Here is a 21579-nt window from a genome sequence, read left to right on the forward strand (position 1 = left end):
TCAATCGTGGGGTGCGATGCGTTGTGGGTAGGTGTGCAGCAGCCGGGCGAACGCTGCAGGGTCTAGCGGTTTGCTGAAGTAGTAGCCCTGGCCTTGCTCACAGTCCTGGGCCTTGAGGAAGCTCAGTTGCTCGGCGGTTTCAACCCCCTCGGCGATAATGTTCAGGTTCAGGCTCTTGCCCAGGCTGATGATGCTGCTGACCAGCCGGGCATCGTTGTTGTCGCTGCCCATCTCGCGGACAAAAGACTTGTCGATCTTCAACACATCGACGGGGAATTTCTGCAGATAGCTGAGGCTCGAATACCCGGTGCCGAAGTCATCGATGGCCAGGCGCACACCCAGTTGCTTGATCGCCTGCAGGGTGACGACCGTGGCGTCGACGTTGCGCATCAGCACGCTTTCGGTGATTTCCAGTTCGAGTAGCGACGGGTCAAGGCCGGTGTCATTGAGCACGCCGGCCAGGTTGTCGACAAAGCCGCGCTGGCGAAAGTCCATGGCCGAGACATTCACCGAAACGCGCAATGGCGCCATTCCTTGCGCTTGCCACGCGCGTGCCTGGCCACAGGCCTGGCGTAGCACCCACTGGCTGAGGGCGATAATCAGGCCGCTGTCCTCGGCCACCGGAATGAAATCGGCGGGGTACACCCAGCCGTGGTCGGGACGCTGCCAGCGCACCAGCGCCTCGGCACCGACGATGGTGCCGTGGCGCAAGTCCACCTTGGGCTGATAGTGCAGGACAAACTCGTCACGCTTGAGGGCCAGGCGCAGGCCGCTTTCCATAGACTGCTGGCGGCGCGCGCGCAGGTTCATGTCGTCGATGAAAAAGTTGAAATCGTTGGGGCCGCTGTCCTTGACATTGCGCATCGCGGTCTCGGCCTTCTTGATCAGCCACACCGGGTCGCTACCGTCATCGGGATAAAGGCTGATACCCATGCTCGCGGTCACCGTCAGGTCATGGCCCGCCAGGGCATGCGGCATGCTGATCGAGGCCAGGAGCTTTTCGGCGACGCCCTGGGTTTGCTGCGGATGGACAATGTCGCAGAGGATCACCACGAACTCGTCGGCGCCGTAGCGGAACACCGAGTCCGACTCGCGTACGCTGCTGGTCAGCCGTGCTGCGACCTGTTTGAGCACTTCGTCGCCGACCGGATGGCCAAGGGCATTGTTGATGCGCTTGAAGCGGTCCAGGCCAAGGAACATCACCGCGGCCTTGCGCTCGTGACGACGCGCATGCAACAGATGCTGGGTCAGGCGGTCACCGAGCAGTGTGCTGTTGGGCAAACCGGTAAGGGCGTCGTAGTGCAGCAGTCGGGACACCTGCAGCAGCTCCTGCACCCGCTCCTCGACGGTGCGTTGCAGATCATGCAGCTTGCGCGTGGCGTCCTGGGCCAGTTGCCACTTCCAGCTCAGGGCATTGGCCATCTGGCGGATTTCCAGACTGTCGAAGGGCTTTTTCAGGATCAGCAACTGGTCGCCGAACTCGATGTGCTCGGCCAGTTCGTCCCAGGAGTAGTCCGAGAACGCCGTGCACAGGGCAATTTGCAGGTGCGGGTCGGCCTTCCACAATGCCTTGACGGTTTCCAGGCCATCCCAGCCAGGGGGCATGCGCATGTCGGTGAATGCCATGGCGTAGGGACGGCCTTGCGCACGTGCGCGGGTGACCAGCTCCAGCGCGTCTTCACCCCGGTAGGCGGAATCGAGTTCGAACTGCAGGCGTCGCCTGGCGGATGAGCCGAACAGCAGCGCCTCGGTAGCTTCCAGCGACTCCCGGCCCAGCGGCTCGGGGCTGAGGATCTTGCGAAAATCCTGATGGATTGCCGGGGTGTCGTCGATGATCAGGATTCGCCGGTTGGCGGGTTGGCTGAGCGGGTTCATCGCCTCACCTGCGGCAGTGGCATGCTGTCGAGCTTCAGCAGTTCCAGCGCCTGGGCGCTGTCCAGCGAGCGGCTGAAGGCATGGCTGATCGGCTGGGCAGCGTCGCTTCCGAGGAGGTCATGTGGCTGCGACAGTTCATGCCGGTCGGCGATGATGCCGATACCGACGTCACGGGCAAAGTTGATGATGGCGCGCAAGGTCTGCGCGCAATCGGGGTCGTTGCTGGCGCAGTCGAGTAGTTGCGGGGCCAGTTTGAGATGGTTGACCCGGTAGGTCTTGAGGTAGTCGAACGAGGAATACTCGCTGCCGAAATTGTCGATGGCAATCTTCACCCCCAATTGGCACAGCCGGGGAAGGATATCGTTGTGGGTCCACTTGGTTTGCGCCAGGGTCGCTTCGGTGACGTCGAAGCGCAATTCCCAGGGGCAGATGTTCCAGCGGGCGGTGGTGCGCAACACGTCGTAGATCAGGTCCGCGCCCGACTTGAGCTGGGTCAGTGAAACCTCCATGGCGATCAACGGTGGCGCGATGCCCTGGTCATGCCACTGGCGCATCTGCCGACACGCCTGGTCCAGCAGCCAATGGCCAAGGGCGATGCTGACACCGGTTTTTTCCGCCGCCGGCATGAACACCTCGGGTGCCAGCCAGCCGCGCTCGGGGTGCAGCCAGCGCACCCGGGCCGCCATGCCGAGCACCTTGCCACTCCCCAGGTCGATCTCCGGCAGGAACTGCAACTGCAGCTCGTCGTGCTCCAGCGCGTGCTTGAGGTCGTTGGCCAGGGTTACCCGCTCGCCGACTTCGCGGGTGATCTCCTCGCTATGGAACTGGAACTGGTTGCGGCCTTTTTCCTTGGCCCGGTACAGGGCCATGTCCGATTGTGCCAGCAAGCCATCGGCGCTCAGGCACTGGGGGGTGTACAGGCTGATGCCGATGCTCGACGACAGGCGCACGGCATTGTTGTCCAGGTAGTAGGGCTGGGCCAGGGCATCGCAGACCTTGCTGGCCAGGGCGGCACAGCGGGTCGGCTCGTCGACGTCCAGTTGCAGAATGGCAAACTCGTCGCCACCCAGGCGGGCAACCACGTCGTTCTCGCGGGTGCAGGCGCTGAGCCGTCGTGCCACCTCCTGCAACAGCAAGTCACCGACCGGATGGCCGAGGGTGTCATTGACCCGTTTGAAATGATCCAGGTCCAGGTAGAACATCGCAAATGGCGTTGCACCGCGCCTGGCGGCGGCAAACGCCTGGTGCAGGCGCTCGATCAGCATGGCCCGGTTGGCAAGGCCGGTGAGGCCATCGGTACGTGCCATCAGGGCGAATTTCTCTTCGGCCAGGCGGCGCTCGGTAATGTCGAGGATGATGCCTTCGATTTCCACCAGCTGGCCCTGGGCGTTGCGTACCGGGATATAGCGGTTCTCGACCCAGCGCAGGGTGTCATCGGCGGTGCGCAGGCGGAACTCGATGGAGGCCGCGGCGGCATCACGGTCCAGTACCCGCGCCATGGCCTCGTCGAGTTTGCCCAGGTCATCGGCATGCACCAGGGTGCTGGCCCAATCCGCAGCACCGACCAGCCGGGCTGCCGAGTGACCGAACTTGGTGATGTTGTGCGAGATGTACATCAGGGCAAAGGGCGGCTCGCCCCTTAGCCGGTAGAGAATGGTCGGGCTGTTCTGCACGATGATATTGGCATCGGCCAGCTCGCGGGTGCGCGCTTCGACCGCCTGCTCCAGGCGTTCGGCCTTGAGTGCGGCCTGTTCGGTCATCTGCCATTTGACCGTCAGGGCATTGGCCATTTGCCGGATCTCGATGGCATCGAAAGGCTTTTTCAGGATCAGCAGGCGGTCACCCAGGTCAAGCTGGCCGGTGATGTCTTCCCATGAATAGTCGGAATAGGCGGTGCAGAGCGCAACCTGCAATTTGGGATCGACCTGCCAGAGCCGTGCGATGGTCTGCAGGCCGTCCCAGCCGGGCGGCATGCGCATATCGATGAACGCCATGGCATAGGGCGCCTGGGCATTCAGGGCCGCCTCGACCTTGGCCAGCGCCTGCTCGCCCTGGAAGGCTGAATCGAGGTCGAAGTGCTGGGCTGGCGCCGTCGGCGGGGCGCCGAACAGCGCGTGCTCGGTTTCCCCCAGCGCGTCGTGGGTGCAGGAGCCGGCGTCGAGGATCTTGCGAAAGTCCTCATGAATTGACGGCGTATCGTCGACGATCAGAATCCGGCGATTGATGTCGGTCGGTGGCTGGCTCATCGCAACGCTCCGATGGCGCGCGCAACCGGCAAGTGGACGTGCATCGGGCAACCCTCCCTGGTAGCAATGCTCATGGAACACCTTCAGGGTCAGCATAGTCAGGCAAATGCCCATGCGCGAACCCGGGCACAAAGGTCGACCGTTTCGGCAAATGTCATCTAGCCTGTGTTCAGGAGCTGGTGCGCAGGCCCAAGGTGCAGGGAGGGGACCATGGAAGAACCCGTAGCGGATAAACCCGTCGTGTTGCTGGTCGACGACGAAACCTCGATTCTCAACAGCTTGCGCCGCCTGCTGCGCAGCCAGCCTTACGAGGTGTTGCTGGCTGAAAGCGGCGCCCGGGCCCTCGAAGTGCTTGAACAGCGCCCGGTCAGCCTGGTGATCAGCGATGCGCGCATGCCCAACATGGACGGCGCCACCTTGCTGGCGCACATCCATCAGCGTTTTCCCGCGACCTTGCGCATCCTGCTCACTGGCTATGCCGACATGGACACCATCGCCAAAGCCATCAACGACGGTCAGATCCATCGCTATATCAGCAAACCCTGGAATGACGAAGAATTGCTGGTAACCCTGCGCCAGGCGCTGGCCTACCAGCATTCGGAAAGCGAACGGCGGCGCCTGGAACAGCTGGCCCAGACGCAGAACCAGCAACTCAAGGCGCTCAACGCCAGCCTCGAACAGCGCGTTGCGGCGCGTACCGCCGAACTGCAGCAGACCGCCGACATGCTCGACCTGGCCTACGAAGAACTCAAGCGCAGTTACGTGACCGGCACCGAAGTGTTCTCGCTGCTGGCCAACCTGCGCCTGCCCAAAGCCAAGCAGACCAACCGCCAGGTCATCGAACTGATCCGCGTGTGCTGCACCCGCCACCGTCTGGACGAAGGCCGCAGCCGCGACCTGACCATGGCGGCGGCGCTGTACAACATCGGCAAGATGAGCTGGAGCGACAGCATGCTGACGTGCCCGGCGGACCTGCTGCCGCATACCGAGCGCGATCTGTACCGGGCCTATCCGCAGCACAGCGAGTCGCTGGTAATGACCCTGGAGCCGATGAAGGAAGCGGCGCGCATCATCCTTCACCACCAGGAACGCTGGGATGGCAGCGGCTTTCCCGGCCGTCTCAAGGGTGAGGCCATTCCCCAGGATGCGCGCTGGCTGAAACTGGCGGTGGATTTCATCGAGCTGCAACGCGGCTTGATCCTTGAACGGCAAATGAACAGCGATGAAGCGCTGGTGTATATCCGCAGGTACGCCGGCAAGCTATACGACCCGGGGCTGGTGGAGGATTTCGTCAAGGTCTGCGCCGAGTTCCTCAGTGATGTGACCCTGGCCGATCCGACGGTCAAGGTGCTGAGCACCCGCGATCTGGCTGGCGGCATGGTGCTGGCGCGCAATCTCAATGCCGACAACGGCATGCTCCTGCTCAATGCCGGCAAAGTGCTGAGCGCGGCACTGGTGGACAAGCTGATCGCCTTCGAAGAGATGGAGGGCGGCAAGTACAGTATTTTCGTCAAAGCCCCCGAGGAACTGGTATTGCCTGCCGTTGCGCAAACCACGGCTTGATACGGTGGAGTACAAATGTACTCCGTGGCGGTTTTACATGCAGTAACGAATGCCGGTGCACTGCTTTCGGCATGCTTACGCAGGTGGCACTAAGCTTTTAGCCCTTGAGCCCAGGTCTTCTCAGGAGGTGTGCCATGCCTACCCGTCGCCACTTTCTCGCGGCCAGTGCCACCCTGGCCGCAGGGCTGGCTTTCACCCGCGCGGCCTTTGCCCAGCCCCGCACGGGATTGCTGACCCGCAAGATTCCTGCAACGGGCGAGGCGCTGCCGGTAATCGGTGCCGGTACTTCCGGCAGTTTCGAGGTCGAGGCCGGTTCCGCCGAGTACCAACAGCTCAAGGAAGTGCTCAAGGTGTTCTTTAACGGCGGCGGCCGAGTGATCGACACCTCGCCCAACTACGGCGGCGCCGATGCAATGCTTGGCCAGTTGCTGGAGGAGGGTGGCTGGCGGGATAACACCTTCATCGCCACCAAGATCGCTGCTGACAGCCGCGCGGGGGCCGAAGCGCAGTGGGCCGGGTCCCTGCAAAAGCTGCGTACCGACAAGGTCGACCTGCTGCAGATCCACAACCTGCGCGACTGGCGGCACCAATTGCCCTATGCCCGCGAACTCAAGGCCCAGGGCCTGACCCGCTATGTCGGCGTAACCCACTACATTGACAGCGGCCTGGATGAGCTGGAGCAGATCCTGCGCAGTGAAGCCCTGGACTTCATCCAGATCCATTATTCGGTCAATGCTCCCAATGCCGCGCGTACGGTACTGCCTCTGGCCCAGGACAAGGGCGTGGCGGTATTGATCAACCGCGCTTTCGACGACGGCCGGCTATTTGCCAGGGTCAAGGGCCAGGCCTTGCCCGGCTGGGCGACAGAGGCGGGGATCGGCAGCTGGGCGCAGCTGTTTCTCAAGTTCGCCATCAGCCACCCGGCAGTGACCACGGTGATCCCGGCCACCAGCCGCCCGGATCGCCAACTGGATCAGCTCAAGGCCGGCAGCGGGCCGCTGCTCGGGGCCCAGCAACAACAAGAACTGATCAAGCAGTTCGGCTAAGGCCATGAAACGCCTGAGCACCCGGCTGTTGAATGTCAGGCCCGGCGAATCGCCGGCGGTGGTCGCTGGCCTGGCCTTGTTCTTTCTGTTGTTCGCCGGCTACTTCATGTTGCGCCCGGTGCGCGAGACCATGGGCGTGGCCGGTGGCGTCGAGAACCTGCAATGGCTGTTCACCGGCACCTTCATCGTCACCCTGATTGCCTTGCCGTTGTTCGGCTGGCTGGCTTCCAAGGTACAGCGCCGGCGTATCCTGCCCTGGACCTATGCGTTCATGGCCAGCAACCTGCTGCTGTTCGCCGCCTTGTTTGCCGTGCAACCCGACAACCTGTGGGGCGCGCGGGCGTTCTACATCTGGTTGTCGATGTTCAACCTGCTGACCATCTCGCTGGCCTGGAGCGTGCTCGCCGACCTGTTCTCCAGCGAGCAGGCCAAGCGCCTGTTTGGTTTGCTGGCGGCGGGGGCAAGTTTCGGCGGCTTGCTCGGGCCGTTGCTCGGGACCTTGCTGGTGGGGCTGATCGGCCATGCAGGGCTGGTGGTGCTGGCCACGGTGTTCCTGCTCGGTAGCGTGGTCGCGGCCATGTACCTGCAGCACTGGCGCGACCTGTATCCGTTACCGGCGCAAACCGAGCACCCCCGTTCAAAACCGTTGGGCGGCAATCCTTTTGCGGGTGCCAGCGAGGTGTTGCGTTCGCCCTACCTGCTGGGCATCGCGGTGTTCGTGGTGTTGCTGGCCAGCGTTAGCACCTTCCTGTACTTCGAGCAGGCGCGGCTGGTGGCCGAGCACTTTACCAGCCGCACCGAACAGACCCAGGTGTTCGGCCTGATCGACAGCGCCGTGCAGGCCCTGGCGATTCTTACCCAGGTGTTCGTCACCGGGCATATTGCGCGCAAGCTCGGGGTCGGGGTGTTGCTGGTGGCGGTGCCATTGGTGATGGTGCTGGGGTTTATCTGGCTGGCCCTGACGCCGCTGTTTGCCGTGTTCGTGCTGGTCATGGTGGTGCGCCGGGTGGGTGAGTACGCGCTGGTGCGGCCGGGGCGCGAGATGCTCTACACCGTGGTGGAGCCGGAGCAGAAGTACAAGGCCAAGAATTTTACCGACACCGTGGTCTATCGCGGCGGCGATGCCGTGAGTGGCTGGCTCAAGCGTGGGCTGGATGTCATGGGCGATCATCCGCAACTGGCGATGTTGATCGGCGCGGGTATTGCCTTGGGCTGGGCGGGGACCGGATGGTGGCTGGGGCGTCAGCAGCGCCGGCGCGAGGATGGGCGCCATTGATGTGCTGGCTGAACCGGCCCCATCGCGGGTCAAGCCCGCTCCCACAAGTTGCCAGCTACACTGTTTCTACTGTCTGATTCCGGAGTCCATCATGAACAGGTTGCCATCCATTGGCCTGTGCCTGGCTTTGTCGGCTGTGTGTGCCCAGGGCTGGGCCGAAACCGTGGTGCCGATGAAGGGCCAGAGCGCCCAGCAGGTACAGACCGATATCAACGATTGCCATAACGTCGCCGCCAGCTCCACGACCAGCCAGCCCCATGTCGGTGGCCGGGTACGCGGCGCGGCCGTGGGCGCTGCCGCCGGAGCTGCAGGCGCTGAGGTGCGGGGTCGTCAGCACGATGAGGTGTACGACCGGGTCGACGACGATGTCAAACAGCAATACCGGCAGAACCGTGCCGGTGAAACCGCCGCTGCCGGTGCGGTGGTCGGCGGCGCCCGGCAGCGTCAGGAACGCCGCGAGGACCGGCGCACCAGCGAGGCAACCAGCGCCTCGGCCTACACCAGTTGCCTGCAGAACAGGGGGTACCAGGTCACGCCATAGGCGCCGTTGATCTGCTAGTCTGCTGGCTTTGATCCGTGTGCAGGCAGCCATGAACAACGATATTCCTGAACCCCAAGCGGTGTGCAGCCCGATCACCAGCAGCGCGATTTTCATGGTCGCCACCCTGGCGCCCGGCCGTGACGCGCTGCACACCGTGCGCGAATGGTGCGCCGATATCGCCGGCCTGACCCGCTCGGTCGGTAAGCGCGTGCCGGCGGGCAACCTGTCGTGCGTGTGCGGTTTTGCCGCCAGTGCCTGGGACCAGCTGTTCGGCGGGCCGCGGCCAGCGGCCTTGCACCCGTTCCGTGAGTTTGGCGTAGAAGGGCGCCGCGCACCGGCCACCCCCGGCGACATCCTCCTGCACATCCGCGCCGACCAGATGGACCTGTGCTTTGAACTGGCCACCCAGCTGATGACGGCCTTGGGCGATGCGGTCAAGGTGGTGGATGAAGTGCAGGGCTTTCGCTATTTCGACATGCGCAGCATCGTCGGCTTCGTCGATGGCACCGAGAACCCGGTCGGTCGCCAGGTACCCAAGTTCACCCTGATCGGTGATGAAGACCCGGCCTTCAGTGGCGGCAGCTATGTGCTGGTGCAAAAGTACCTGCACAACATGACCGCCTGGAACGCGCTGCCGGTGGAGGCGCAGGAGCGGGTCATCGGCCGCACCAAGCTGTCGGACATCGAGCTCGGTGACGAGGTCAAGCCCAGCAACTCCCACAGCGCCCTGACCACCATCACCGGCGCGGACGGCGAAGAGCTGAAGATCCTGCGGGACAACATGCCGTTCGGCCGCCCCGGCGCGGGTGAGTTCGGTACTTACTTCATCGGCTATGCACGTTCGCCGGCACCGATCGAACTGATGCTCGAGAACATGTTCGTCGGCCGTCCGGTCGGCAACTATGACCGCCTGCTGGATTTCAGCACGGCGGTCACCGGCGGGCTGTTCTTCGTGCCCTCGGCCGAGCTGCTCGAAGACCTGGCCGAGCGGACACCAGACTAGTGCCTACGCCGGTTGCAATTCGCTGTCGAGCAGTGATTTGACCTCGGCAAAGCACTTCTCCGCGATTGCCGAACGCGGCTCGGTACGCCGCAGCAGCAAGCCGATGGGGGCATGCACGCTGGCAGCACTGATCGGCACGATGCGCAGGTGCTCGCTCAAGCCTTCCAGGCCGTAATCCAGCGGCATGATCGCGCAGCACATGCCGGCGCAGGCGGCCTGGATCAACTGGTAGCTGGAATCGCTTTCCAGCACCGCATGGGGCTGCAGGCCGCGGCTGCGAAAGCTCAGGTCGACCGACTGGCGATAATGCATGCCCTTGCTCAACAGCCCCAGGGGCACTTCGCTGACCGCTTCCCAGGGGAGTTCAGCCTGCTCGAACTGGAAATGACGCACGTCGTACAACAGGCCCATGCGCGTGGTGCCCAGTTCGATCACGTCGAAATAGGCGCTGTTGATCTGGTCCAGGTAGCAGATACCCAGGTCCAGCTGGTTGCGGCTCAGGCCATCGGTGATCTGCTCCGAGCTCAAGGATGACAGCTGGAACTGCAGCTCCGGATAGCGCTGGGCCAGGGGCTGGAGAAACTGCATGGGGTTGAAGCTCGACAGCGGCACCATGCCCAGGCGCAGGCTGCCGACGATCTGCCCGCGGCAACTGGCGGCTTCGGCCTGCAAGCCGTCATAGGCGGCAAGCAAGGTGCGGGCCCAGGCCAGGATGCGCTCGCCGGCCTCAGTGAAGCCCTCAAAACGCTGGCCACGGGTTACCAGCACCAGGTTCAGTTCGTCTTCCAGGTTGCGCAGACGCATCGACAACGTCGGCTGGGTGATATGGCACAGCGCCGCGGCCTGGCCGAAGTGGCGGGTCTGGTCCAGGGCGAGGAGAAACTTGAGTTGTTTGATATCCATGGCACAGCCTGGCAAGTCAGTGGGGGCGGGTGGGAAAACGGTAAAGCAAAGGGCCAGGCCCGTCCAATGAGCATTAGTGACCGGGTGATAGAGGCGCTTGATCAGTAGACGATAGACCCACTCGATAAGCCGGTCGGATCTATCGATTGGACGCTGTCGGTGTTTAGTTCTAGCGTTGCCCGCAACTTCCTGACTGCTGCCAAGGGGCTTTGCATGAGTATCAAACTGGACGCGGCCTTTGTGCCGCTGAATATCGCCGTGCTGACCGTCAGTGACACCCGCAGCTTTGACAACGACACCTCTGGCGAACTGCTCGCCAGCCGCGCGGTGGAGATGGGTCATCGGTTGGTTGATCGGGTGTTGCTCAAAGATGACCTGTACAAGATTCGCGCCCAGGTGGCGGGCTGGATTGCCGAAGACGACGTGCAGGTGGTGCTGATCACCGGCGGTACCGGCTTTACCGGCCGCGACAGTACCCCGGAGGCGGTGGCCTGTTTGTTCGACAAGCACATCGACGGTTTTGGCGAGCTGTTCCGCGCCTTGTCGATCCTCGACATCGGCACCTCCACCGTACAGACCCGCGCCCTGGCGGGCCTGGCCAATGGCACCCTGGTGTGCTGCCTGCCCGGCTCCACCGGCGCCTGTCGCACCGCCTGGGAAGGCATCCTCGCCGAACAACTGGATGCCCGCCATCGGCCTTGCAACTTCGTTGCCCACCTCAAGCCTGGCAAGCTGTGCGAATCGCGCCAGTGAACTAATCGCGGGGCACCGCTCCCACAGGTATTGCGCCGACCTTGTGGGAGCCGGTCTTGCCGGCGATCGAGCGCGAAGCGGTCGTAGCTCAACCCACAGCTGATGTGCTGGTTTCAGTGGCCTCATCGCTGGCAAGCCAGCTCCCACAGGTATTGCGCCGACCTTGTGGGAGCCGGTCTTGCCGGCGATCGAGCGCGAAGCGGTCGTAACTCAACCCACAGCTGATGTGCTGGTTTCAGTGGCCCCATCGCTGGCAAGCCAGCTCCCACAGGTATTGCGCCGACCTTGTGGGAGCCGGTCTTGCCGGCGATCGAGCGCGAAGCGGTCGTAGCTCAACCCACAGCTGATGTGCTGGTTTCAGTGGCCTCATCGCTGGCAAGCCAGCTCCCACAGGTATTGCGCCGACCTTGTGGGAGCCGGTCTTGAACTGGCCTAATGATTTTGGACACCTTCGTCGGGCGCTATTATGGCGCCCAATTGGAGGCAAAATCAGTGCGAAAATCTTACTCGAACGAATTCAAAATCAAAGCTGCCGAGATGGTGCTGGACGATGGTGAGTCAGTCCCTGATGTCTGCGAGAGCCTTGGTCTAGGGCGGACCGCACTTCGTCGCTGGGTCGAGCAACTGCGCCAGGAACGAGAAGGTCAAACACCAGTCGGCGCCAAGGCCATCACTCCAGAGCAGCAGCGAATCCAGGAGCTGGAAGCGCTAGTCCGGCAAAAGGACCGGGATATCGAAATCCTAAAAAAGGCCAGTGCTCTCCTGCTTCGGGACTCCAAGGATCGTTCTCGCTGATCAACGAACTGAGTGAGCAATTTGGTGTTTTCGACTGCTGTCGCGTCCTTGGAGTTCGGCGCAGCAGTTTCTACGCATGGCGAAAACGCCAAGGACGAAAGGATCCGGTCAGAGAGGATCTGCGTTCAACGATGGTCAGCCTTTTCAAGGCCTCTCGTAGCTCTGCTGGGTCGCGAACGCTGGTTCGGGAATTGCGTCGTGCTGGCCATAAAGCCGGGCGATACAAGGTACGTATGCTGATGAAGGAAGCCGGTCTGCAATGCAAGCAACGCAGGCCGCATCGTTACCGATCATCGGGCACAGAAGCATTGATCGCGAGTAACCAGCTCAAGCGAAACTTCAACGTCTCGACGGTCAACCAGGTGTGGTGCGGCGATGTCACCTACATCCAGGTAGGCAAGCGTTGGCTGTACTTGGCGGCTGTGATCGACTTGTATGCTCGCCGAGTGGTGGGCTGGGCTTTCTCAATGATCGCCGATGCCCGGCTTGCCTGCGAGGCGCTACGAATGGCGGCCGAATCTAGAGGTAGACCGGCTGGAGTGATGTTCCACTCGGATCAGGGTTGTCAGTACACCAGCCATAAATTCAGGGCTGCTCTTGAGGAGTACGGTCTGGAACAGAGCATGAGTCACCGAGGCCAGTGCTGGGATAACGCCGTCATGGAGCGCTTCTTCGGTGCATTGAAGTCTGAGTGGATGCCAGCAGAGGGTTACGAAACCGAAGCGCAAGCACAGTTAGACATCCAGGCTTATCTGATGCGTTACAACCTTAAGCGTCTCCACAGCTACAACGGCTATGAAACCCCGGTAGCCATGGAGAAAAAGCTCAAGGTTGCGGCATGAACCTAAACCGGTGTCCAAAATCTGTTGACCAGTTCAGTCTTGCCGGCGATCGAGCGCGAAGCGGTCGTAACTCAACCCACAGCTGATGTGCTGGTTTCAGTGGCCCCATCGCTGGCAAGCCAGCTCCCACAGGTATTGCGCCGACCTTGTGGGAGCCGGTCTTGCCGGCGATCGAGCGCGAAGCGGTCGTAACTCAACCCACAGCTGATGTGCTGGTTTCAGTGGCCTCATCGCTGGCAAGCCAGCTCCCACAGGTCTTGCGCCGACCTTGTGGGAGCCGGTCTTGCCGGCGATCGAGCGCGAAGCGGTCGTAACTCAACCCACAGCTGATGTGCTGGTTTCAGTGGCCCCATCGCTGGCAAGCCAGCTAGCACAGGTATTGCGCCGACCCCGCGATGGGGCGCTTCAGCTCAAGACAAAATCCACCGGCAACAGCGGCGGCGGCAGGTCCTTGCACCCGGTCGCACCCAGCAGCTCGCGCTCCAGCGTACGCACCATGGCATCGGTTGGCAGATCGTTCTCGTCGCGGCCAAACGGGTCCTCGAGCTCGTCGCTGATCGCATCCAGGCCGAAGAAGGTGTAGCTGACGATCAAGGTGAAGATCGGTGCCAGCCAGCCCAGCGGCTCGGCCATGGCGAACGGCAGCAGGATGCAGAAGATGTAGATGGTGCGGTGCAGCAGCAGGGTGTAAGGGAAGGGCAGCGGTGTGGTCTTGATCCGCTCGCACACCGCCTGCGCCTCCGACAACCCGCGCAATCGCTGCTCCAGGTTGAGGTAACGCCATTCGCTGATCTGCTGTTGCTCGGCCAGTTGCGAACAGCGCTTGCCGATGCTTTGCAGGATCCCGTCGCTGATGTTGTGCAGCGGCAAGTTCGAAGACTCTGCCACCCAGGGTTGCGCCGCTTGCAGCTCATCTTCGCCACGCAACCTGGCATTGAGCGCATGGGCATAGCCACACAGCGCCAGCAACAAGCTATCGCGGGTCTTGCGGTCGGCAATCACCACGCTCTCGCGAATGAACGAGCGTACCTCGATGATCATCTGCCCCCAGGCCTTGCGCCCCTCCCACCAGCGGTCGTAGCAGGCGTTGTTGCGAAAGCTCATGAAGATCGACAGGGAAATACCCAGCAGGGTGAAGGGTGTGGCGTTGACCTTGGCGAAGAACGCCGGATGCAGGTTCTCCACCAGCACGATCAGCGATGCCAGGGCGGTGACCATCACGCTGCGCCGGGCAATGCGTTTGGCGATCGAGCCTTTGAGGGAAACCAGGACGTTGAGCAGGTTGGGTTTGGGATGGACGATCATCGGGCTAGCCGCCAGTCATGTTCATGAAGCGCAGGATCTGCACCTCACCGTTGATATCGAAGGTGTGGCTGTAAGGTTTGAGGGTCATGGCCTGGCGGATGGCCTTGTCCAGGCGTTCAGTGTCACCCGGGTGGGCACGCAGCACCTGCTTGAGGTCGGCGGAATGTTCATTGCCCAGGCACAACAGCAGCCGCCCTTCGACGGTCAGCCGCACACGGTTGCAGGTGCCGCAGAAATTGTGGCTGTGGGGCGAAATGAAGCCGATACGGATGTCCGGTGCTTCGGCCAGGCGCCAGTAACGCGACGGGCCCTGGGTCGATTCGGCCGATTCGAGCAGGGTGAAGTGCTCGGCGATACGCGCACGCACCTCGTCGCTTGAGCAATAGGACTCGCTGCGCTGGTGCTCGCTGATCACGCCCAAGGGCATTTCTTCGATAAACGAGATGTCCAGTTGGCGGTCGATGGCAAAGCGCACCAGGTCGACCACTTCATCATCGTTGCGGCCCTTGAGCACCACGCAATTGAGCTTGGTGCGGCGAAAGCCTGCGGCATGGGCGGCATCGATGCCGGCAATCACCTGGGCCAGGTCGCCGGTACGGGTCAGGGCCTTGAAGCGCTGGGCATCGAGGCTGTCGAGGCTGATGTTCAGGCGCGACAGGCCGGCATCGAACAGCGGCTGGGCCAGGCGGGTGAGCTGCGAGCCATTGCTGGTCATGCACAGCTCGCGCAGGCCAGGCAGGGCGGCAACCCGGGCGCACAGCTCGACGATGCCCGCGCGCACCAGCGGCTCGCCGCCGGTCAGGCGGATCTTGCGGGTGCCCATGGCGACAAAGCGTTCAGCAAGCTGATACAGCTCTTCAAGGGTGAGGATGCGCTGGCGCGGCAGGAACTGCATGTCTTCGGCCATGCAATAGACGCAGCGAAAGTCGCAGCGATCGGTGACCGACATGCGCAGGTAATCGATTTTCCGACTGTAGCCGTCGACCAGTTGTTTGCCGTTTGCACTCATGATGGGCAGGGCCTCTTATATCGCGGCAGAGATGCTGTTTGGAGAATAAACCTTTGATAGTTGTTGAGGGTAAATAGCCCATGCAAGTCGGTCAAATCACTAATAATGACCACGTGATAAGGTTCATCTATCGGTGGCTTTAGAGGCCCGTATTCAGGGGCTTTCGGCGCGGTGATAGAGGGTTTTGATCGGTTCGTCATTTCTTTTGATTAGACGCAAAAGTCCACGCTCAATAGCCTGAAAGGGTAGAAAACGAAGTTCGCCATTAACTGCGATGTAACTATCAAGTTGTTAGATGGCGAAACGTTAAAGTTGTCCTGCGTGCCAAGCGAGGAAGCCCCGATGAGCCAAGATGAACATATAAAAAACTATGACGCCCCCGCCGCCGGTTGGGGCGCGCTGAAGAGCGTGACCAAGAGCTGGCTGGGCAGTGAAAACGCCTTCAAGAACCTGCGGGTGATGCTCAAGACCAACCAGAACGGCGGTTTCGACTGCCCGGGCTGTGCCTGGGGCGAGTCGCCGGAAAGCGGCATGGTCAAGTTCTGCGAGAACGGTGCCAAGGCGGTCAACTGGGAGTCCACCGGGCGCCTGGTCGATCCGGATTTCTTTGCCCGCTACAGCGTCACCGAGCTGGCCCGGCAGAGCGACTACTGGCTTGAGTACCAGGGCCGCCTGACCCACCCGATGCGCTACGACGCCGCCACCGATCACTACGTCGAAACCAGCTGGGAAGACGCCTTCGCGCTGATCGCCAAGCACCTCAACAGCCTCGAATCCCCCGACCAGGCCGAGTTCTACACCTCGGGCCGGGCCAGCAACGAGGCGGCATTTCTCTACCAGTTGTTCGTGCGCGCCTATGGCACCAACAACTTTCCTGACTGCTCGAACATGTGCCATGAGGCCAGCGGCGTCGGCATGTCGGAAACCCTCGGGGTCGGCAAGGGCACCGTGGTGTTCGACGACCTGGAGCACGCCGACGCAATCTTCGTCATCGGCCAGAACCCTGGCACCAACCACCCGCGCATGCTCGAACCGCTGCGCGAGGCGGTCAAACGCGGTGCCCAGGTGATCTGCCTGAACCCGCTCAAGGAGCGTGGCCTGGAGCGTTTCCAGCACCCGCAACACCCGTTCGAGATGCTCAGCAACGGCTCGGAACCGACCAACACCGCGTACTTCCGCCCGGCCCTGGGCGGCGATATGGCGGTGATGCGCGGCATCGCCAAGTTCCTCCTGCAATGGGAACGCGAAGCCCAGGCCAAGGGCGAGCCCGCGGTGTTCGACCATGCCTTCATCGCCGAGCACACCTCGGGGCTGGAGGCCTACCTGGCCGAAGTCGATGCCACCCTTTGGGCGCACATCGTCGAGCAGTCGGGCCTGAACCTGGCCGAGCTGGAGCTGGCCGCGCGCATGTATCGCCGCGCCGAGCGGGTGATCATGTGCTGGGCCATGGGCGTGACCCAGCACCGTCACTCGGTGCCGACCGTGCAGGAAATCATCAACCTGCAACTGCTGCGCGGCAACGTCGGCAAACCGGGTGCCGGGCTGTCGCCGGTGCGTGGCCACAGTAATGTGCAAGGTGACCGCACCATGGGCATCGACGAGCAGCCGCCGGCACGCCTGCTCGATGCCCTGGAAGCGCGCTTCGCCTTCAAGGCCCCGCGCCTGCACGGACACAACGCGGTGCTGGCGATCCAGGCCATGGAAGAGCAGCGCGCCAAGGTGTTCATCGCCCTGGGCGGCAACTTCGCCCAGGCCACCCCGGATACCCCGCGCACCCACGATGCCCTGCGCAACTGCGAGCTGACCGCGCACATCGCCACCAAGCTCAACCGCTCGCACCTGGTGACTGGCCGGGATGCGCTGATTCTGCCGTGCCTGGGCCGTACCGAAATCGATGTGCAGGCCGAAGGGCCGCAAGGCATCACCGTCGAAGACACCTTCAGCATGGTGCATATCTCCCATGGCCAGCTCAAACCCTGCTCGGCGCTGCTGCGTTCGGAGCCGTCGATCGTCGCCGGCATCGCCAAGGCCACCCTCGGTGACCGGCCGATCGACTGGGAGTGGACCGTGGCCGACTACAGCCGCATCCGCGACCTGATTGCCGACGTCATCCCCGGCTTTGCCGACTTCAACGCGCGCCTGCAGCACCCCGGCGGCTTCCACCTGGGCAACACCGCCTCGCAGCGCGAATGGCTGACGCAAAGCGGCAAGGCGCAGTTCACCGCGAGCGTGCTGCCGGCGCAACTGGTCAACGAAGAGGTGCTGGCCCGTGGCGACACCCCGGACCTGATCCTGCAGACCCTGCGTTCGCACGATCAGTACAACACCACCCTGTACGGCCTCGATGACCGCTACCGTGGGGTGTTCGGCCTGCGCGACGTGGTCTTCGTCAACGAGCAGGACATCCGCCGCCTGGGCTTCGAGCCCAACGAAAAAGTCGACATGGTCTCGCTCTGGGAAGACGGCCGCGAGCGCCGGGTCAGCGGGTTTACCCTGGTGGCCTACGACATCCCGCCAGGACAGGCGGCGGCCTACTACCCGGAAACCAACCCGCTGGTGCCGCTGGAAAGCTATGGCGATCGCACCTTTACCCCGACCTCGAAGTTCATCGCGATCAAACTCGAGAAAGCCAGTGCAGACAACCTGATTCCATCAGCGCACATCTGACACTTCACTCGACTTCCACCTACTGACTGAAACCCTGGAGCCTGCAGCCGCCATTTACCGGCGGCCGCAGGTGGGCCAGCGGTTTCTCGGGATACTGTCATGTTCAATCTGGATGCGTTGGATCTGGCGCGGATTCAGTTCGCCTTCACGGTCTCGTTTCACATCATCTTTCCGGCGATCACTATCGGCCTGGCCAGCTTTCTGGCCGTGCTCGAAGGTTGCTGGCTGAAAACCCACAATCAGGTCTACAAGGACCTCTATCACTTCTGGTCCAAGCTGTTCGCGGTCAACTTCGGCATGGGCGTGGTCTCCGGCCTGGTCATGGCCTATGAGTTCGGCACCAACTGGGCGAGGTTCTCCGACTTTGCCGGGAGCATCACCGGGCCCTTGCTCACTTACGAGGTACTCACCGCGTTCTTCCTCGAAGCCGGTTTCCTGGGGGTGATGCTGTTTGGCTGGGACCGGGTAGGGCGGCGCCTGCACTTTTTTGCCACGATCATGGTGGCGATCGGCACGCTGATCTCGATGTTCTGGATCCTCTCGTCCAACAGCTGGATGCAGACCCCGCAAGGCATCGAGATCGTCGACGGCCGCGTGGCGCCGGTGGACTGGTTCAAGATCGTCTTCAACCCGTCGTTCCCCTACCGATTGATGCACATGGCGCTGGCGGCGTTTCTCTCCACCGCGTTCTTCGTCGGTGCCTCGGCGGCCTGGCACTTGCTGCGGGGCAACGACACGCCGCAAATCCGCAAGATGCTATCGATGGCCATGTGGATGATCCTGGTGGCCACGCCCGTGCAGATCGCGGTCGGCGATGCCCATGGCCTGAACACCCTGGAGCACCAGCCGGCGAAGATCGCCGCCATCGAGGGCCACTGGGACAACAAGCCCGGTGAGCCATCGCCGCTGGTGTTGTTCGGCCTGCCGGACATGCAGGCCGAAACCACCCGCTACAGCCTCGAAGTGCCGTACCTGGGCAGCCTGATCCTGACCCACAGCCTGGACAAGCAGATCCCGGCGCTCAAGAGCTTTGCCAAGGAAGACCGGCCCAACTCGACCATCATCTTCTGGAGTTTCCGGGTCATGGCCGGGCTGGGCATGTTGATGCTGCTGTGTGCCCTGGCCGCCCTGGTACTGCGCCGCAACGGCGCGCTGTACCGCAACAAGGCCTTTTTGTGGCTGGCCTTGCTGATGGGCCCCTCCGGGTTGATCGCCTTGCTGGCCGGCTGGTTCACCACCGAGATCGGCCGCCAGCCCTGGGTAGTCTACGGCTTGCTGCGCACCACCCAGGCCGCCTCGAACCATGGTGCCTTGCAGATGAGCGTGACCCTGGCGTTGTTCGTGGTCATTTACTTCTCGGTATTCACCGTCGGCATCGGCTACATGATGCGCCTGGTGCGCAAGGGCCCGAACGCCGCCGATGCACGGCACACCGATGACGCCACCGCGCGCAGACCGCTGTCTGCGGCTGATTGAGAGAGGATTTGAACATGGCAATTCAAGGCATCGACCTGTCGATCATCTGGGGCGTGATCATCGCCTTCGGGCTGATGATGTACGTGATCATGGATGGCTTCGACCTGGGCCTGGGCATCCTCTTTGCGCTGATCGAGGACTCCCGCGAGCGTGATGTGATGATGAACACCGTGGCGCCGGTGTGGGATGGCAACGAAACCTGGCTGATCCTCGGCGGCGCGGCGCTGTATGGCGCCTTTCCGCTGGCTTATGCGGTGATCCTCGAAGCGCTGTACCTGCCGCTGGTGCTGGTGCTGGCCGGGCTGATCTTTCGCGGCGTGGCGTTCGAGTTCCGCTTCAAGGCCGAGGCGCACCGGCGTCATGTGTGGGACAAGGCGTTCATTGGCGGTTCGATCGTCGCCACCTTCTTCCAGGGCGTGGCGATCGGTACCTATATCTCCGGTATTCCGGTGGTTGACCGCCAGTTCGCCGGCGGCGCCCTCGACTGGCTGGCGCCGTTCCCGCTGCTGTGCGGCGTCGGCTTGCTGCTGACCTATGCCTTGCTCGGCAGCACCTGGCTGCTGATCAAGACCGAGGGCATGCTTGAGTCGCGCATGCGCCATTACAGCCGACCGCTGACCTACCTGCTGGCCCTGGTGATTGTACTGATTTGCGCCTGGACCGCCTGGATTCACGCTGATATCGCCCAGCGCTGGCTGGCCGGTAGCCACTGGATGCGTTCGCTGCTGCTTGCTGTGCTGGCCGTCGGTGCGGTGGTGATGATCCAGAAGGCCCTGCGCAAACGCCATTCGCACCTGCCGTTCATCGGCGTGGCGGGGCTGGTGTTCCTCGGTTACCTGGGCCTGGCCATCAGCATCTGGCCGAACATCGTGCCGCCCGGCATCAGCCTCTGGCAGGCCGCTTCGCCGCCGTCCAGCCAGCTGTTTGCCCTGATCGGCGCGCTGTTCATCATCCCGGTGATCCTGGTCTACACCTTCTGGAGCTACCACGTGTTCCGCGGCAAAGTGAAAGTCGGCGACGCCTACCACTGAGGCAATATCGCCCGTCATCGCACTTTTTCGGATTTGTCGGCTCTATTCATGGCCAGGCGGCGCTGATCCCCAGCACCGCCAGAGATTTCCGACCCGGTGCCGATGGTTGATCCGTTCCTCGTCCGTTTACTGCGAAACGTGCGCCTGCCATTGATGGCGGGCGCCTTGCTTGCCAGCCTCAGCGCCTGCACCCAGCAACAGGGCCGCGACATCGCCAGCCAGTTCAGCGAAGGCCGCCCCCAGGAACTGTTCCAGACCAGCGTCGACCGCATGGCCACGCTGTCGATGCGCGACAACCTGCGCAGCCTGTACCTGCTGATGAACAAGTTGTACCTGCGCAACCCCAACCAGTGGCGCCTGTCCGGCTATGTCGACGCCACCACCGCCGAGCGGCAGATCCGCCAGGCCATCGAGCAACGCCAACCCTTGCCGCAACTGGGCGAGCGCCGCGACCTGGCAGCGCTCAGCTATGCCCTGAGCCCGGAGTTTCGCGGCGACCGGGTCGGCGCCTTCATTTATGCCATCGGCAGCATGCTGGTCACCGCCCATGGCGGGCGCAGCGAATTCTTCATGACCGATACCATCGACCCGCAGTTCGTCAGCAACGCCGCGCGCAACATCGAAAAGGCCACCTGGCTGCTCAGCCAGCGCCAGGACGCCAATGGCGTGCTGCTGTTGTTTTCCAACGAGATATCGGAGGAGGGCAGCAACCTGAGCTTTGCCGTGGAGTTCGGCAAGATCGTCGCGCGCCTGGACCTGCTGGCGCAGATGCTCGACGAGCGCTACCGGCGCATTGGCCTCAATTATGCGCAGAGCCTGTTGCTGATGAATTTCCTGCCGGTGCAGTAGGGCAGGGAACTCAGGGTGACTTATGGCAATCCTAGTTGATGTAGGCACTCTTTATCCGGAGGCATCATCATGCGCCGTTTACTGCTCGTTTCCTCGCTTGTGTTCTGTCTGCCCTTCGGCTCGGCCCTGGCCAAAGTCGACGCCGGTGATGTCGCCACCTCGGCCGGGGTATCCGCGTCGCTGTACTCGACCTTCAAGGATGACAAACGGATCATTCCGGCGCGGGACGATGCCTCGTCGTTCATCGCCAGCGGCGGTGCAATCCGTGGGGTTTACCTGGAGTCGATGCTGCAGAGCATCCGCGCGCAGAATCCGGACCTCAACGCCAGCGATGAAGAGTTGGCCCGGGCGATTTTGCTCCAGGATGAGTTTGGCGCCGGGCAGTAACGGCGACTGCTG

Annotated in this window: 17 protein-coding genes; 12 read left to right on the plus strand and 5 right to left on the minus strand. The window is 62.6% G+C overall.

Annotated features, from left to right (window positions below):
• Together LOY45_RS12870 and LOY45_RS12875 are read right to left on the minus strand one after the other, a co-directional pair.
• The gene (locus tag LOY45_RS12870; RefSeq protein ID WP_115086580.1) at nucleotides 1–1875 is read right to left on the minus strand and encodes a putative bifunctional diguanylate cyclase/phosphodiesterase; all 1875 of its coding nucleotides are present in this window, start codon (nucleotides 1873–1875) and stop codon (nucleotides 1–3) included.
• Entirely contained in the window at nucleotides 1872–4121 is a 2250-nt protein-coding gene (locus LOY45_RS12875; protein ID WP_258579243.1) for a putative bifunctional diguanylate cyclase/phosphodiesterase, read from the minus strand. The genes LOY45_RS12870 and LOY45_RS12875 overlap by 4 nt, the downstream gene beginning before the upstream one ends.
• 210 nt (nucleotides 4122–4331) lie before the next feature.
• Between LOY45_RS12875 and nosR the strand changes: the two genes are divergently transcribed.
• The 5 genes from nosR (at nucleotide 4332) to LOY45_RS12900 (ending at nucleotide 9550) form a co-directional block, all read left to right on the plus strand.
• The gene (nosR, locus tag LOY45_RS12880) at nucleotides 4332–5684 is read left to right on the plus strand and encodes a response regulator c-di-GMP phosphodiesterase, NosR family (RefSeq protein ID WP_258579244.1); all 1353 of its coding nucleotides are present in this window, start codon (nucleotides 4332–4334) and stop codon (nucleotides 5682–5684) included.
• 134 nt (nucleotides 5685–5818) lie between these two features.
• A complete protein-coding gene (locus LOY45_RS12885) occupies nucleotides 5819–6730 on the plus strand; it encodes an aldo/keto reductase (protein WP_115086583.1) in 912 nt (303 codons plus the stop codon).
• 4 nt (nucleotides 6731–6734) lie between these two features.
• A complete protein-coding gene (locus LOY45_RS12890) occupies nucleotides 6735–8006 on the plus strand; it encodes an NTP/NDP exchange transporter (protein WP_233673391.1) in 1272 nt (423 codons plus the stop codon).
• A 91-nt stretch (nucleotides 8007–8097) separates the two neighbouring features.
• Complete coding sequence (locus LOY45_RS12895; protein ID WP_258579245.1) at nucleotides 8098–8547, plus strand: YMGG-like glycine zipper-containing protein; 450 nt, start codon at nucleotides 8098–8100, stop codon at nucleotides 8545–8547.
• A gap of 49 nt (nucleotides 8548–8596) precedes the next feature.
• Nucleotides 8597–9550, plus strand: a complete 954-nt coding sequence (locus LOY45_RS12900) for a Dyp-type peroxidase (RefSeq protein ID WP_134062626.1) — start codon at nucleotides 8597–8599, stop codon at nucleotides 9548–9550.
• Nucleotides 9551–9553: 3 nt separating this feature from the next.
• Here LOY45_RS12900 and LOY45_RS12905 read toward each other — a convergent pair whose 3' ends face one another.
• Nucleotides 9554–10453, minus strand: coding sequence for a LysR family transcriptional regulator (locus tag LOY45_RS12905; RefSeq protein ID WP_258579246.1), 900 nt, complete (start codon nucleotides 10451–10453; stop codon nucleotides 9554–9556).
• Between the two features lie 213 nt (nucleotides 10454–10666).
• Here LOY45_RS12905 and moaB point away from each other — a divergent pair, with 213 nt between their 5' ends.
• Together moaB and LOY45_RS12915 are read left to right on the plus strand one after the other, a co-directional pair.
• On the plus strand, nucleotides 10667–11206 hold the full coding sequence (gene moaB / locus LOY45_RS12910) for a molybdenum cofactor biosynthesis protein B (RefSeq protein WP_115086588.1): 540 nt from the start codon (nucleotides 10667–10669) through the stop codon (nucleotides 11204–11206).
• 435 nt (nucleotides 11207–11641) lie between these two features.
• Nucleotides 11642–12843 (plus strand): IS3 family transposase gene (locus LOY45_RS12915; protein WP_233674886.1). Its coding sequence is split into 2 segments (ribosomal slippage): nucleotides 11642–11948 and nucleotides 11948–12843, totalling 1203 coding nucleotides; the frame shifts between segments, so codons are not numbered across the junction.
• 405 nt (nucleotides 12844–13248) lie between these two features.
• On the opposite strand, the gene LOY45_RS12920 is transcribed toward LOY45_RS12915, so the two are convergent.
• Complete coding sequence (locus LOY45_RS12920; RefSeq protein WP_233674408.1) at nucleotides 13249–14148, minus strand: bestrophin family protein; 900 nt, start codon at nucleotides 14146–14148, stop codon at nucleotides 13249–13251.
• Between the two features lie 4 nt (nucleotides 14149–14152).
• On the minus strand, nucleotides 14153–15157 hold the full coding sequence (gene moaA / locus LOY45_RS12925; protein ID WP_115089528.1) for a GTP 3',8-cyclase MoaA: 1005 nt from the start codon (nucleotides 15155–15157) through the stop codon (nucleotides 14153–14155).
• A 342-nt stretch (nucleotides 15158–15499) separates the two neighbouring features.
• Between moaA and LOY45_RS12930 the strand changes: the two genes are divergently transcribed.
• The 5 genes from LOY45_RS12930 to LOY45_RS12950 all read left to right on the plus strand — a co-directional run bounded on the left by LOY45_RS12930 (nucleotide 15500) and on the right by LOY45_RS12950 (nucleotide 21567).
• Nucleotides 15500–17824 carry an FdhF/YdeP family oxidoreductase gene (locus LOY45_RS12930; RefSeq protein ID WP_258579247.1) on the plus strand — a complete coding sequence of 775 codons (2325 nt, stop codon included), beginning with the start codon at nucleotides 15500–15502 and terminating at the stop codon, nucleotides 17822–17824.
• 99 nt (nucleotides 17825–17923) lie between these two features.
• On the plus strand, nucleotides 17924–19300 hold the full coding sequence (locus tag LOY45_RS12935) for a cytochrome ubiquinol oxidase subunit I (protein ID WP_115089530.1): 1377 nt from the start codon (nucleotides 17924–17926) through the stop codon (nucleotides 19298–19300).
• A 14-nt stretch (nucleotides 19301–19314) separates the two neighbouring features.
• Nucleotides 19315–20331, plus strand: coding sequence for a cytochrome d ubiquinol oxidase subunit II (gene cydB / locus LOY45_RS12940; protein ID WP_115089531.1), 1017 nt, complete (start codon nucleotides 19315–19317; stop codon nucleotides 20329–20331).
• A gap of 102 nt (nucleotides 20332–20433) precedes the next feature.
• The gene (locus LOY45_RS12945) at nucleotides 20434–21180 is read left to right on the plus strand and encodes a hypothetical protein (RefSeq protein ID WP_115089532.1); all 747 of its coding nucleotides are present in this window, start codon (nucleotides 20434–20436) and stop codon (nucleotides 21178–21180) included.
• Nucleotides 21181–21249: 69 nt separating this feature from the next.
• Complete coding sequence (locus LOY45_RS12950; protein WP_115089533.1) at nucleotides 21250–21567, plus strand: DUF2388 domain-containing protein; 318 nt, start codon at nucleotides 21250–21252, stop codon at nucleotides 21565–21567.
• The last annotated feature ends 12 nt before the right edge of the window (nucleotides 21568–21579 follow it).

It is taken from the genome of Pseudomonas wadenswilerensis, assembly GCF_024749185.1.
In the GTDB taxonomy this organism is placed as follows: domain Bacteria; phylum Pseudomonadota; class Gammaproteobacteria; order Pseudomonadales; family Pseudomonadaceae; genus Aquipseudomonas; species Aquipseudomonas wadenswilerensis.